The 14,600-nt window shown below is 67.6% G+C and carries 10 protein-coding genes; 9 read left to right on the forward strand and 1 reads right to left on the reverse strand.

The genetic code is table 11. The features are described 5' to 3' along the window. The first annotated feature begins 79 nt into the window (after positions 1-79). The 9 genes from phoB (at position 80) to AC1DCJ_RS14970 (ending at position 13,141) form a co-directional block, all read left to right on the forward strand. Positions 80-769 carry a phosphate regulon transcriptional regulator PhoB gene (gene phoB, locus AC1DCJ_RS14930; RefSeq protein WP_038690178.1) on the forward strand — a complete coding sequence of 230 codons (690 nt, stop codon included), beginning with the start codon at positions 80-82 and terminating at the stop codon, positions 767-769. Positions 770-925: 156 nt separating this feature from the next. Further along, the gene (gene phoR, locus AC1DCJ_RS14935; protein ID WP_038690180.1) at positions 926-2,266 is read left to right on the forward strand and encodes a phosphate regulon sensor histidine kinase PhoR; all 1,341 of its coding nucleotides are present in this window, start codon (positions 926-928) and stop codon (positions 2,264-2,266) included. Then, complete coding sequence (gene ppk1, locus AC1DCJ_RS14940) at positions 2,263-4,344, forward strand: polyphosphate kinase 1 (RefSeq protein WP_141059309.1); 2,082 nt, start codon at positions 2,263-2,265, stop codon at positions 4,342-4,344. Before phoR ends, ppk1 begins: the two co-directional genes overlap by 4 nt. Before the next feature lie 227 nt (positions 4,345-4,571). Next, complete coding sequence (gene ppx / locus AC1DCJ_RS14945) at positions 4,572-6,098, forward strand: exopolyphosphatase (protein WP_038690184.1); 1,527 nt, start codon at positions 4,572-4,574, stop codon at positions 6,096-6,098. A gap of 456 nt (positions 6,099-6,554) precedes the next feature. Next, positions 6,555-9,482, forward strand: coding sequence for a TonB-dependent receptor domain-containing protein (locus tag AC1DCJ_RS14950; protein WP_137190925.1), 2,928 nt, complete (start codon positions 6,555-6,557; stop codon positions 9,480-9,482). A gap of 534 nt (positions 9,483-10,016) precedes the next feature. Further along, complete coding sequence (locus AC1DCJ_RS14955) at positions 10,017-11,156, forward strand: glycosyltransferase family 4 protein (protein ID WP_314405091.1); 1,140 nt, start codon at positions 10,017-10,019, stop codon at positions 11,154-11,156. Next, complete coding sequence (locus AC1DCJ_RS14960; protein WP_478071298.1) at positions 11,137-11,676, forward strand: phosphatase PAP2 family protein; 540 nt, start codon at positions 11,137-11,139, stop codon at positions 11,674-11,676. Before AC1DCJ_RS14955 ends, AC1DCJ_RS14960 begins: the two co-directional genes overlap by 20 nt. Positions 11,677-11,728: 52 nt before the next feature. Continuing rightward, positions 11,729-12,472 (forward strand): UDP-2,3-diacylglucosamine diphosphatase, encoded by a 744-nt coding sequence (gene lpxH / locus AC1DCJ_RS14965; protein ID WP_313247205.1) that lies wholly within the window; start codon positions 11,729-11,731, stop codon positions 12,470-12,472. An 18-nt stretch (positions 12,473-12,490) separates the two neighbouring features. After that, positions 12,491-13,141, forward strand: a complete 651-nt coding sequence (locus tag AC1DCJ_RS14970) for a hypothetical protein (RefSeq protein WP_478071299.1) — start codon at positions 12,491-12,493, stop codon at positions 13,139-13,141. 58 nt (positions 13,142-13,199) lie between these two features. On the opposite strand, the gene AC1DCJ_RS14975 is transcribed toward AC1DCJ_RS14970, so the two are convergent. Continuing rightward, entirely contained in the window at positions 13,200-14,453 is a 1,254-nt protein-coding gene (locus AC1DCJ_RS14975; protein WP_478071300.1) for a M12 family metallo-peptidase, read from the reverse strand. Positions 14,454-14,600: the final 147 nt, after the last annotated feature.

The following is a 14,600-nucleotide window of genomic DNA, read 5'->3' on the forward strand; positions in this document are numbered from 1 at the left end:
GCCCCGGTCGTCACAAACATGTCATGAAACCGTAGTCTACTGGGCTCAATCCCGGTCTGATAAGCAATACGGTGCGCACGTGCAGAAACGCATTCTGATCGTCGATGACGAACCCGCGATCCGCGAAATGGTCGCCTTCGCCCTCCGCAAGGGCGACTACGACCCCATCCATGCCGGTGATGCGCGCGAAGCGCAGACGGCGATCGCCGATCGCGTCCCCGACCTGATCCTGCTGGACTGGATGCTCCCGGGCACCAGCGGCCTGGATCTGGCCCGGCGCTGGCGCAAAGAAGCCCTCACCCGCGAGGTGCCGATCATCATGCTGACCGCGCGCGGGGAAGAGAACGACCGCGTCGGTGGCCTGGAAGCCGGCGTCGACGACTACGTGGTCAAGCCGTTCTCGGCCCGCGAACTGCTGGCCCGCATCCGTGCGGTGATGCGCCGCGCCCGCGACGATGACGAGGACGGCAGCGTGGCGGTCGGTTCGATCCGCATCGACGGCGCCGCCCACCGCGTGTTCGCCGGCGACCAGCCGGTGCCGATCGGCCCCACCGAATACCGCCTGCTGCACTTCTTCATGACCCACCCCGAGCGCGTCTATACCCGCGCCCAGTTGCTGGACCATGTGTGGGGCGGCAGTGTGTACGTGGAAGAGCGCACCATCGACGTGCACATCCGCCGGCTGCGCAAGACGCTGGAACCGTTCGCGGCGGAAAACATGGTGCAGACCGTGCGCGGTGCCGGGTATCGCTTCTCTACGTCGACCTGATCACGGCGCTGCTTCTGCTAGGCTCAGGCAGCCGCAGCAGCAGGGCAGAGCCCCGCTCTACGCGGCGGGGTAGCGTCCCGCTCCACGTTTGGTAGCGGGGCAGCGCCCCGCTCTCCCCCGGATCACACCGGGGACCGCACTTTCCGCGAGACCGCAATGCCGCGCCACATCCGTTCTGCCTGGTTGAAGACACTGGCCACCCTCGCCCTGCTGCTGCTCGCCGCCGGCGTGCTGGGGCTGCTCACCGGCCATGTGTGGATGTGCATCGCGCTGGCTTCCATCGGCGCACTGGCCTGGCATTACTGGCGGCTGCGCCGGGTGCTGCGCCGGCTGACCGCCCGGCAGCGCTGGGACATGGGCGGCGGCAACGGCGTGTGGAACGAGCTGGACCGCCTGCTGTACCGCAACCAGCTGGAAATGCGCACGCGCAAGCGGCGCCTGCTGGACATGCTGCGCAGCTACCGCGCCGCCGCCGCTGCCCTGCCTGACGCGGTGGTGGTGGTGGACCGCAACAGCCAGCGCGTGCAGTGGTTCAACGAAGCGGCCACCTCGCTGCTGGGCCTGCACCATCCCGGTGACCTGGGCGAGGCCCTGGTCGAGCGCCTGCAACCGATGCCGCTGGCCCACTGGCTGGCCGGCGGGCGCAATGCCGAACCGATCCTGGACGTGCCCTCCCCGGTCGACCCGGCGATCCGGCTCAACCTGCGCCTGATTCCCTATTCGCCGGACTACTGGCTGCTGATCGCACGCGATGTGAGCAAGCTGCTGCGGCTGGAACAGGTACGCCGCGACTTCGTGGCCAATGTGTCCCATGAACTGCGCACGCCGCTGACCGTGGTGCACGGCTACCTGGACATGATGGAGCCGGAGGACTTCCCCGGCACCGGTCCGATGCTGGAAGAGATGCGTAAGCAGTCCCAGCGCATGGCCCAGCTGGTCGAAGACCTGCTCACCCTGTCGCGGCTGGAATCGCAGGAACACACCGAAGAAGAGACCGTGGCGATGGCCCCGATGCTGGCCACGCTGCGCCGTGAGGCCGAGGCGCACAGCCAGGGCCGCCACCAGATCAGCGTGATCGACAGCGCCGGGGTCGACCTGCAGGGCTCCAACAAGGAACTGCACAGTGCCTTCTCCAACCTGGTCACCAACGCGGTGCGCTACACCCCGGCCGGTGGCCGGGTCGAAGTAGAGCTGGCGCGCGAGGGCCAGGGCGTGGTGCTGAGCGTGCGAGACACCGGCTATGGCATCCCCGCCACCCACCTGCCGCGCCTGACCGAACGCTTCTATCGGGTGTCCAGCAGCCGCTCGCGCGAAAGCGGCGGCACCGGCCTGGGCCTGTCGATCGTCAAGCACATCCTGGGCCTGCACCATGCGCGCCTGGAGATCCAGAGCGAGGTCGGCAAGGGCAGCGTGTTTGCGTGCCACTTCGATGCCGACCACGTCCGCGAGCGCGCCGACGCGGCCTCCCTTTCCTCTTCCGAAGACCTTTCCGCATGAGCACTCTCGTTCCCATCGCCGTGCCTGTGGACAACGATCCACTGCGTGACCCGGCGCTGTACATCAACCGCGAGCTGTCGCAGCTGGATTTCAACTTCCGCGTGCTGGCCCAGGCGATGGACACGCAGGTGCCGCTGCTGGAGCGGCTGCGTTTCATGTGCATTTCCTGCACCAACCTGGACGAGTTCTTCGAGATCCGCGCCGCCGCGGTGCGCCATGCGCAGGAGTTCGGGCTGCCGCCGGCCCCGGATGGCATGACCCCGCAGGCGATTCTCAACGCGATCCATGACCGCGCCGCACAGCTGGTGGACCAGCAGTACCGCTGCTGGAATGAAACCCTGCGCCCGGCACTGCACGAGGCCGGCATCGACGTGCTCGGCCGGCACTCCTGGAACCACCGCCAGAAGCGCTGGCTGCGCGCCTATTTCCGCAACGAGATCATGCCGGTGCTGTCGCCGCTGGGGCTGGATCCGTCGCACCCGTTCCCGAAGATCCTCAACAAGTCGCTGAACATCGTGGTGGTGCTCAAGGGTACCGATGCGTTCGGCCGCGCCGGCCACCTGGCCATCGTGCGCGCGCCGCGCTCGCTGCCGCGCATCATCCAGCTGCCGGAAAAGCTCGGCGGCCCGCAGACCTATGTGTTCCTGTCCTCGGTGCTGTCCACGTTCGTCGACGAACTGTTCCCGGGCATGGAAGTCCAGGGTGCCTACCAGTTCCGCGTGACCCGCAATTCCGAACTGGTGGTGGACGAGGAAGAAGTGGAAAACCTCGCGCTGGCACTGCGTGACGAACTGGTCGACCGCGGCTACCGGCCGGCGGTGCGGCTGGAGATCGCGCAGGACTGCCCACGCGACATTGTGCGCACGCTGCTGCAGAACTTCGGCCTGACCGAAAACGCGGTGTACCGCATCGACGGGCCGGTCAACCTCAACCGCGTGATCCAGCTGTACGACCTGCTGGCCCGCCCGGAACTGAAGTACCCCACGCTCAGCCCGCGCGTGCTGCGCGACGGCGACGGCATCTTCGACGTGGTCGCGCGCAAGGATGTGCTGCTGCACCATCCGTTCGATGCGTTCACCCCGGTGCTGGACCTGATCAAGCAGGCCGCGGTGGATCCCAACGCGCTGGCGATCAAGCAGACGCTGTACCGCACCGGCAAGGATTCGCAGATTGTCGATGCGTTGATCCAGGCCGCGCGCAACGGCAAGGACGTCACCGTGGTGGTGGAACTGCGCGCACGCTTCGACGAAGAGGCCAACCTCGGCCTGGCCGACCGCCTGCAGGAAGCCGGCGTGCAGGTGGTGTACGGCGTGGTGGGCTACAAGACCCACGCCAAGATGCTGCTGATCGTGCGCCGCGAGGGCCGCAAGCTGCGCCGCTATGTGCACCTGGGCACCGGCAATTACCACAGCGGTACGGCGCGCGCGTATACCGACCTGAGCCTGATCACCGCCGACCCGGACATCGGCAACGACGTGCACCTGCTGTTCCAGCAGCTGTCCGGCCTGGCGCCACGGACCAAGCTCAAGCGCCTGCTGCAATCGCCATTCACCCTGCACCCGGGCCTGTTGCAGCGGATCGAGCGCGAGACCCGCCTGGCCACCAGTGGTCGCCCGGGCCGGATCATCGCCAAGATGAACGCCCTCAACGAGCCGCAGGTGATCCGTGCGCTGTATGCCGCCTCGCAGGCCGGCGTGCAGATCGACCTGATCGTGCGCGGCGCCTGCACGCTGCGCCCGGGCGTGCCCGGGGTGTCGGACAACATCCGGGTGCGTTCGATCGTCGGCCGCTTCCTGGAGCACAGCCGGGTGTACTGGTTCGGCAACGATGGCGCCGCCGAGCTCTACTGCGCCAGCGCCGACTGGCTGGAGCGCAACCTGCTGCGCCGGGTCGAAACCTGCTTCCCGATCCTGGACCCGGAACTGGCGCGCAAGGTCTACCGCGACGTGCTGCAGAACTACCTGGACGACAACCTCAACGCCTGGCAGCTGCAGGCCGACGGCAGCTACCGGAAGTGCACCCCGGACCACGACGAGCCGCCGCATGCGGCGCAGATGGCGTTGATGCAGGGCCTGTAGGTACCGACCGTTGGTCGGTACGCGTTGATTGCCCTGGTCGGTACGTTCTTGCGTGCCGACCAACGGTCGGCACCTGCCGGTGATGTCCGACGATGCGTGCCGACCAACGGTCGGCACCTACCGGCCGGGCAGCCGCCTGCCCCCTTCGATGCGACCGGTCGTCGCAGCCTGCCCATGTGAAGGGCGCGCGGTGACTTCGCGACCCACCCTTCGGCTAACATTCGCAAATGCCGCATACCTCCACGACTCCGCCCGCCCTGCAGGATGGCGACCTGCTCGCCGCCATCGACCTGGGTTCCAACAGTTTCCACATGGTCATCGCGCGCTACACGCTCGGGCAGCTGCGGGTGGTCGACCGCCTGCGCGAGACCGTGCGCATGGCCGACGGCCTGGATGGCAAGGGTGGCCTGTCCGCCGAGGCGCGCCAGCGCGCGCTGGAATGCCTGGCGCGGTTCGGCCAGCGCATCCGCGCCATTCCCTCGGTCCGGGTGCGCGCCCTGGCCACCAACACCGTGCGCCAGCTGCGGTCGCCGCAGGCCTTCCTGATGCCGGCCGAGACCGCGCTCGGGCATGCCATCGAAGTGGTCAGCGGCCGCGAAGAGGCCCGCCTGATCTACCTGGGCGTGGCCCACGCGCAGCCGCCCAAGCCGGACCAGCGCCGGCTGGTGATCGACATCGGCGGCGGCTCCACCGAATTCATCATCGGCCAGGGCATGCAGACCCTGGAGCGCGAAAGCCTGCAGGCCGGCTGCATCGCCAGCACGCGCCGGTTCTTCCCGGGCGGCAAGCTCAGCCGCAAGCGCTGGAAGGATGCGTTGACCGAGATCGGCGCGGAGTTCCAGCAGTTCGCCAACAAGTACCGGGCGCTGGGCTGGCACGAAGCGCTGGGCTCGTCGGGCACGCACAAGGCGATCAGCGAGATCTGCGCCACCATGAAGCTGAGCAAGGGCGCGATCACCGCCGAAGCCCTGCCGCAGCTGCGCGATGAGCTGCTCAAGGCCAAGCGCATCGAAGACATCAACCTGCCCGGGCTGTCGGCCGACCGCCGGCCGATCATCGCCGGCGGCATCCTGGTGCTGGAGGCGGCCTTCCAGGCGCTGGGCCTGCAGAAGCTGCTGGTCAGCAAGGCGGCCATGCGCGAAGGCATCCTGTACGACATCCTGGGCCGCGCCAGCGAAAACGACCTGCGCGACGAATCGGTGGCCGCGCTGACCCTGCGCTATGGCATCGACATCGTGCAGGCCGACCGCGTCGAGCACACCGCGATGAACCTACTGGCCCAGGTGGAAGACAGCTGGGCGCTGGACCCCGACGACGCGCGCATGCTCGGCTGGGCCGCGCGCCTGCACGAGCTGGGCCTGATGATCGCCCACAGCGGTTACCACGTACACGGCAGCTACGTGCTGGAGAACTCGGATATCGCCGGCTTCTCGCGGCAGGAGCAGCAGCTGCTGGCCGCGCTGGTCCGCAGCCACCGCCGCAACATCTCCAAGTCGGCGTTCGAGGCGCTGCCCGAGCGCCTGCTGCAACCGGCACGGCGCATGACCGCGCTGCTGCGGCTGGCGGTGCTGCTCAACCGGGCGCACGAAGAGACCCCCATGCCGGCACTGGAACTGACCGCCGACGACAGCCGGCTGGCGCTGATCCTGCCGCAGGCCTACATCGATGCGCGGCCGCTGCTGCGCGCCGACCTGATCGGTGAAACCGAGGGCATGGCCGGCCTGGGTGTGCAGTTCCGGCCGTTCGTGGCCTGAACCCGCCGGCCCGCGCACCGACGCGGGCCGCCCTCCCCTGCCCCTTGCGTGCCGCGTGCCGGCACCGGGCGGTCGTGAACCCACCTTATCCCCCTCCCGCTGACCGCCCAACCCCGGCGGGCGGCGGCATCGCTGCGTGCGTCTGCGGGCAGGTCCAGCACCAGCGCGAGGGGCTGATTTGCGCGCGCGCCATGCCGCAGCGCAGCAAATTGCTACATTTCGACACAAATCGATACGCCACGACTACTGAACCGCCACGACAAGTCATTGCTTCTCTTGCAGTTTTGTCTCGCTCGTTACAAGTTCGTGAGAATTTCTTTGCGGACTATTTACAAAGTATTAACGACCGAGACTATGATCAAGGAACCGGCCTTCACACGGTCGGATTTTTGGGAACGCGGGAACTTGGGCCCGCCGACTCTTTTTGATCCAGTTCCAACCGAGAGAGAGAGCCACATGAATTCACGCACCAACGTACTGGGGCAGGCAATCCGCTATGCCCTGGTCGCCGGCACCGCAGGCCTGATGGCCGCCCCGGCGATGGCACAGGACGCGCCGGCAGCAACCAACCTTGACCGCATCGAGATCACCGGTTCGCGCATCCGCCAGGTTGACGTGGAAACCGCACAGCCGGTGTTTGCGATCAGCCGCAACGATATCGAACGCCAGGGCTTCAGCTCGGTGGCCGACATCCTGCAGAACGTTACCGCCATGGGCAGCCCGACGATCAGCCGCGCCAACGCGCTGACCGCTGGTGAAAATGCCGGCGGTACCTACATCGACATGCGCAACCTGGGCACCCAGCGCACGCTGGTGCTGGTCAACGGCAAGCGCCTGGGCATCAGCACCTCCGGCTACCAGGACGTGTCCACCCTGCCGGTCTCGGCAGTGGAGCGCATCGAAGTGCTGAAGGACGGCGCATCGGCCATCTACGGCTCCGACGCGATGGCCGGCGTGGTCAACATCATCACCCGCAGCAACGTCACCGGCGTCACCGCCAACGTCTACCACGGCCAGTACAGCGAAGGCGACGGCGCGCGTGACCGCTTCGACGTGGTCGCCGGCTGGAGCAACGACCGGATCTCGCTGACCCTGTCGGCCGAGCATTCCGAAGAAAAGGGCGTGTGGGCCGCCGACCGCGGCTTCAGTGCCTACGGCCTGACCGACCGCCACGCCGACAACGTGACCAACTGGGCCACCATCAGCCAGTACGGCCAGTTCACCGGCCTGAAGGGTCGCCCGGGCTGCACCAACGCCACCGCCGGGTGCAACTACTCGCTCAACCGCGGCGCCGACCCGCTCAACCCGGCCAACTATCACCTGACCGACCCGACCGGGTTCACCGGTGATGTGAGCAACTCCAACGACCAGATGCACGTCAGCTATCCGGTCAAGCGCGACTCGGTGTACTTCGATGGTCGCTTTGCGATCACCGACAACATCAACTTCCGCACCGAGCTGGGCTACAACAAGCGCAACTCGGTTCGCCAGATCGCCGGCTACCCGCTGCAGTCCAGCACTGCCGGCGTCGGTTCGATGTCGATCAACAGCTACTTCAACCCGTTCGGCAACCAGCACGGCTACGCCGCGCCGACCGCCATTGCGTGGAACCGCCGTACCTGGGAAGTGCCGCGCGTCACCACCAGCGAGCTGAAGACCTACCGTGCGGTGGCCTCGTTTGATGGTTCGTTCGACATCGGCGAGCGCTACTTCGATTGGGAAGTGGGCTACCAGTACAACCGCAACGAGCTGGAGTCGGTAGCGACCGGCAACCTGCACAAGGGGCGTGTCGCCGCTGCCGTGGGTCCGTCGTTCCTCAACGCTGCCACCGGCCAGGTGCAGTGCGGTACCCCGGGCGCGCCGATCGATGCCGCTACCTGCAAGCCGTGGAACCCGCTGGTGCCGTACGGCACGATCGATCCGAACGGCCTGGACGGCAATGCGTCTCTGCAGGAATGGCTGTTCCCGCCGGAGCTGACCAAGGGCCAGACGACGACGAAGAACTTCTTCGCCAACATCGCCGGTTCGATCGTCACCCTGCCGGCCGGCGACCTGGGCTTCGCGTTCGGCGTTGAAAGCCGCAAGGAAGTGGGCAAGTACGTGCCCGATCCGCTGGCCCAGACCGGTGCCACCACCAACCTGGCCGCTGGCCCGACCGGTGGTGACTACCAGGTCAACGAAGCCTATCTGGAAGTCAACGTTCCGGTGCTGGCCGACCTGCCGGGCGCCAAGGAACTGACCTTGAACGCGGCCACCCGCTTCTCGGATTACGACACCTTCGGCAACACCCTCAACAGCAAGTTCGGTTTCAAGTGGAAGCCGATCGAGCAGCTGCTGGTCCGTGGTACGTGGGCCGAGGGCTTCCGCGCGCCGACCATCAACGATCTGTACGGTGGCGGTTCGCAGACCTTCGCGCAGTTCAGTGATCCGTGCGACACCCAGTTCGGTGCGTCCAAGACGAGCGCCGAAGTGCGCGCACGTTGCGCCCGCGACATCGCCAACGCCGATACCTTCCGCCAGCTGCGCCAGGGCAACCAGCCGGTCGCCACCGCGACCGACGCGACCCCGGTGCCGTTCACCAACGGCTCCAACCCGTTGCTGACCCCGGAAACCTCGACCAGCAAGACGCTGGGCGTGGTGTGGAGCCCCACCTTCATCAGCAACTTCAACATTGCGCTGGACTGGTGGAAGATCCGCATCGACAACACGATCATTGCCGATTCGCCGACGCAGATCCTGATCGACTGCTACGAGCAGGGCATCGACGCGCGTTGCACCCGCTTCACGCGTGATCCGTCCAACGGGATCGTGACGGACCTGCAGTTCGGCAACCGCAATGCCGGCTTCCTGCAGACCGAAGGTTACGATCTGGATGTGAGCTACCGCGTGGATACGGGCTACGGCAAGCTGAGCGCCAACTGGGCCAGCACCTACGTCAGCGAGAACATCTACCGTTCGACCAACGACAGCAAGGTGGTTCCGACCCCGACCAACGGTATCGGCAGCGGCTTCCGCATCCGTTCCAACCTGTCGGTGGGCTGGGATCTGGAGAACTTCGGCGTGACCTGGACCGCGCGTTACTATTCCGGCGTGAAGGAACAGTGCGTGGATATCACCAAGTACCCGGGCGAGTGCTCCGATCCGGGCGTGTACGCTCCGTGGTACAAGGGCGCGCGTAACTACAACGAGCGCGGTTCGGTCACGTTCCACGACCTGCAGTTCCGTTACAACCTGCCGTGGGATGCCACCGTTTCGGTCGGCGCCAACAACGTGTTCGACAAGCTCGGCCCGGTCATGTACAGCAAGCCGAACTCGGCCTTCTCGTACTACGGCGGGTATGACATCGGTCGTTTCATGTACATGAAGTACCAGCAGCGCTTCTGATCGTTGCCGGGTAACACCGCAACACGCTGACCACGGCCCTTCGGGGCCGTGGTTTTTTTTTGGTTCTTCGCCCACCTGCGAGGTAGGCAGAAACGTGCCTTGACGTTTTTCAGGCGCAGCCGTCGGCGGGCCGGGCGCTGGGCCCCCATGCCCTTTCCGGCGAATGTCCTCCGGCGTCGGCCTGCGGCGGCCCCCTCCCCCTTTATTTCGCCTCCAAGGGCATGGGCCCCAGCGCCCGACCCACCGACAGCGCCAGAAAAGCATGGCTTCCCCTGCTTACCGCGAGCCGAGCCCCGTAGCAGCCGGTAGGCTCCTGGGCAAAATAAAGGAGGAGGCCGCCCCGCGGCCGGGGGACATTTGCGCCAGGGGCCTACCGGCTGCTGCGGGGCCCTCACGCGCGCGACCGCCCCGATCGGAGACGCCAGCCGATCCAAACTGCGCGTGCAGAAGCTGGGGGCGTCATCGGCCGGTCATGCGCGCGTCATGGGGGCTACATCGCGCGCGCCCAGCATGGCCGCATACCGGAGGCCCGCCATGCGCTATGCCATCGTCACTGAAACGTACCCCCCCGAAGTCAACGGCGTCGCCCTGACCGTACAGGGGCTGGAACAGGGACTGCGCGCGGCCGGCCACCAGGTGGACCTGGTTCGCCCGCGCCAGGCCACCGAAGCCGACAGCGAGGAAGGCACCCTGCTGGTGACCGGGGCCGGGCTGCCGCGCTACCCCGGCCTGCGTTTCGGGCTGCCCGCGCCCAAGCGTCTGGCCCGGCAATGGCAGCTGCAGCGCCCCGACGCGATCTACATCGCCACCGAAGGCCCGCTGGGCTGGTCGGCGCTGCGCACCGCGCGCCGGCTCGGCATTCCGGTTGCCAGCGGTTTCCATACCCGCTTCGACGAGTACCTGCCCGACTACGGCGTGGCCTGGCTGCAGGCCGCTGCGCTGCGCTGGATGCGGCGCTTCCACAACCAAGCCGATGCCACCCTCGTGCCCACCCAGGAACTGCAGCAGTTCCTGGGCGAACAGGGCTTCGACCGCGTGCGCCTGCTGGCCCGCGCGGTGGACAGCAGCCAGTTTGAACCGCCGCGACGCGACCCGGCACTGCGCGAGGAATGGGGCATCGATGGCACCGGCTTCGCGGCGATCTACGTGGGCCGCATCGCGCCGGAAAAGAACCTCGGGCTGGCGGTGAAGGCGTTCCGCCGCCTGCAGCAGATCCGCCCCAAGGCACGCTTCATCTGGGTGGGCGATGGCCCCTCGCGCGAAAAACTGGCGCATGAGAATCCTGACTTCATCTTCTGCGGCGTGCAGCGCGGCGACGCGCTCGCGCGCCACTTCGCCAGCGGCGACCTGTTCCTGTTCCCCAGCCGCAGCGAGACCTTCGGCAACGTCACCCTGGAAGCGATGGCCAGCGGCGTGGCGACAGTGGCCTTCGATTACGGCGCGGCACGCGAATACCTGCGCACCGACGAAAACGGCATGGCGGTGAACACAGACAGCGAGTTCGTCGCCGCCGCCCTGCAACTGGCCGGCGACGATGTGCTGCGGGCCCGGCTCGGCCGCAATGCGGCCACCGCGATGAAACGGCTGCATCCGCAGCAGGTCGTGGCCGAATTCGATGCCTTGTTGTCCGAACTGGCCCATGCCCGGAGGCCGCATGCCGACCACGCCGCTTGAGGCCCTGCGCGGGCACGAAACCCGCTGGTGCCGCCGCGCCAACCACTACTGCCGGCGCCGCCGCGTACGCCGCGCATTCGCCGTGGTCAGCCGGCTGGGCGATGGCGTGTTCTGGTACGCGCTGATGGGCGTGCTGGTGCTGGTGGACGGGTTTGAAGGGCTGCAGGCCTCGCTGCACATGGCCGCCACCGGGCTGATGGCGTTGCTGCTGTACAAGGGCCTCAAACGCTGGACCCGACGCCCGCGCCCGTATGCCGCCGACCTGCGCATCCGCGCCTGGGTGGCGCCGCTGGATGAGTTCAGTTTCCCTTCCGGGCATACCCTGCACGCGGTGTCGTTCACCATCGTCGCCTTGGCCTACTACCCGTGGCTGGCACCGCTGCTGGTGCCGTTCACCGCCGCGGTGGGCCTGTCGCGTGTGGTGCTGGGCCTGCACTATCCCAGCGACGTGCTGGCCGCCACGGCGATCGCCACGGCGCTGGCCGGTGCCAGCCTGCGGTGGCTGCCGCTGCCGATCTAACCCGCTGGTGCCGGCCGCAGCAGAGCCGCCCGACCCGTTTTACAATGCGCGCATGACCACGCTGTTCATTTCCGATCTGCACCTGGACCCGAGTCGTCCAGCCATCACCGAGCTGTTCCTGGCGTTCCTGCGCGATGAAGCGATGCAGGCCGACGCGCTGTACATCCTGGGCGACCTGTTCGAAGCCTGGATCGGCGATGACACGCCCTCGGCCGCGGCCGACGCGGTAGCCGACGCCCTGCATGCCGTGGCCGATGCCGGTGTGCCGGTGTACTTCATCCGCGGCAACCGCGACTTCCTGGTCGGCAACGACTACGCGCGCCGCGCCGGCTTCCGCATCCTGCCCGACCCGAGCGTGATCGACCTGTACGGCCGCCCGGTGCTGCTGCAGCACGGCGACCTGCTATGCACCGACGACGTGGCCTACCAGCAATTCCGCGCGCAGACCCGCGACCCGGTGTTCCAGGCGCAGTTCCTGTCGCAGCCGCTGGCCGCACGCATCGCCTTCGCGCAGAAAGCGCGCGATGCCAGCCAGGCGCGTCAGTCGGAAATGAAGCAGGACGACCGCGCCAGCTTCGAGACCGTCACCGACGTGGCACCGGCTGAAGTGGAGGCCACCTTCGCGCGCCACGGCGTGGACACCATGATCCACGGCCACACCCACCGCCCGGCGATCCATGCGCTGCAGGTCGGCGATCGCCCGTGTACCCGGATTGTCCTGGGCGACTGGTATGAACAAGGGTCGGTGCTGCGCGTGACCGCGCAGGGCTGGAGCCTGGACACGCTGGCGCGCTGAGCCGATAAAGGATCACGGATGATCGACCGCACACCGGCCCTGCTGCTGGCCGCGCTGCTTTCGCTGGGCGCGCCTGTGGCAGCCAGCGCCGCCCCAGCCACTGCCTCACCCCAGGTGGAACAGATCCGCCCGGACCCGCAGGCCCCGCAGGTCGGCAGCGGCCCGCACCGGTACCAGTTCGTGCTGCGCGATACGGTCAGCGCCGCACCGGCCGCGCTGCGGCCGTTCGCGCTGTCGCACACCGCGTTCGACCTGCCGTTCGTGGCCGCAGAGAAAGATGTCTACCAGGGCATCACCGATGCGCAGGGACGCACGCCCGTGTTCGCGTTCGAACAGGCGCCTCCCGCGCAGGGCTGGGTACTGCTGGAGCGCTTCGGCAGCGGCCCCAATGGCGAACGCATGCGGCTGCAGGCCGGTGATGGCGAGGGCATCGGTGCGATGGCCTACGAGCTGGTGGTCTGTGGCAAAACCCCGCGCCTGTATCGCGGCGTGACCACGGCCGACGGCGACACCGCGTATGTGGCCACCAGTGCGATCGTGAACCTGTTGCTCTTCATCGACGCCGACAGCACCGCCGCCGGGGGCGACAGGAGCGCCGGTCGGATCGAGGCCGACGACGGCCAGACCGCGCTGCGGCGCTGCCGCCCCGACGCGGCAGATCCTAGCTGACCCAAGGTGCCCTGCCCGCCACCGCAGCGTGCGGTGGCAGGCAGGGCGTTGGCCAGGATCAGCGGAAGGCGGCCACCGTCGCCTTGGTGTTGACCAGCACGCGCTGGTTGTCGGCGCTGCTGGCAATGCCCATCGGCACGCCGTTGTAGTTGATGTTCGGGTTGGACCAGAAGTTCAGGCGCGGGCAGCCCGCCGTGCATGCGTAGGCCATGATCGTGCGCCAGCGCGACCCGCTCGACGGCTCGTAGCGGTAGCCGTGGCCATACGCGTACGGCGAGGTGCTCGGGTCGGTGGCGATGTCGTGGCGCGCACTCTGCAGGTGGCCGATTTCATGGGCGAAGGAGTAGTAGCCGGTGGCGCAGTCCCAATGCACCGCCGCGAACGCGGTGGCGGCGGTGGAGCCGATACCGGAGGCCAGGCCGCACGAGCTGGCGTTGTTGATCACCAGCACGGCGACGTCGGCGCGGGTGGTGTTGCGGCTGGTATGGATGCTGTCCATCACCCCGTCGGCGGTGTTGCGGAAGCGCGACAGGTCGGTGGAGAAGCTGCTCGATTCCACATAGGAGGTGGTCTCGTAACCGGCCAGCTGCAGGGTGATGCCCACGTTGCTGTTGACGTAGCCCTGGTTGGATTCGGCCACCGCCAGCTGCACCAGCGACTGCATGTTGCCGCCGTACGCGGCCACCGCGCCGTTGGTGGCGACCACCAGCACCCGGATGGTGGCCGGGGTGCCCGATGACGCCGCCGCAATGCCGGCGCGGTCGCTGACCGGCATGGCCACCTGCGGCAGGCTGTTGTAGTCGGCCGGGTGGTCGGCCGGCATGCGCGACTCGTCCACTTCCACCAGCACATGGCGGCCATCGCTGAGCGGGCGCAGGCGGTACAGCTGGCCGTCCTTGCGGATGGAGCCGGTGACCGTGTCGCCGTTACGCACCAGGATCACCGAGTTGGCCGGGTCGTTGGCCACCGCCCGCGCGCCCAGCTTGGCGCTGCGCGACTGCAGCTGGCCGTACCAGACGCTGCCGCCATCCGGCAGGGCCTCGACCCGTTGCTGCAGCGCCTGCACCGGCGTACCCAGCAGCTCGAACTCGAGCTGGCGCTGGCCGGCATTGACCGCTGCGGCATCGATTCGCACCTCCTGCACCGCCGCGGTGGACGCAGCCGACAGCACCGCCTGCGCGGCGGGCTGGTTGGCACTGCCGGCGCGGCTCAGCACCGTGACCGGTTCGAACAACGGGGCGGCGCTGGCAGCGCCTGCCGCCGCCATGCACAACGTGATCACACCTGCGGCCTTGCTCATCGATCTGGACATCGTGTCGTCTCTCTCTGAGTGGAAAACGGGGTGGACATCGTGGTTACGGTGCTGCCCCTGCGAGCGGGCCCGCCCATATGGCTCCACTTGATCGCGTGAATTCAATAGACAAGGTCGATCACTTTTCCGAACTGTGACCGCCGACCG

This window comes from Stenotrophomonas sp. 10N36 (assembly GCF_056395005.1).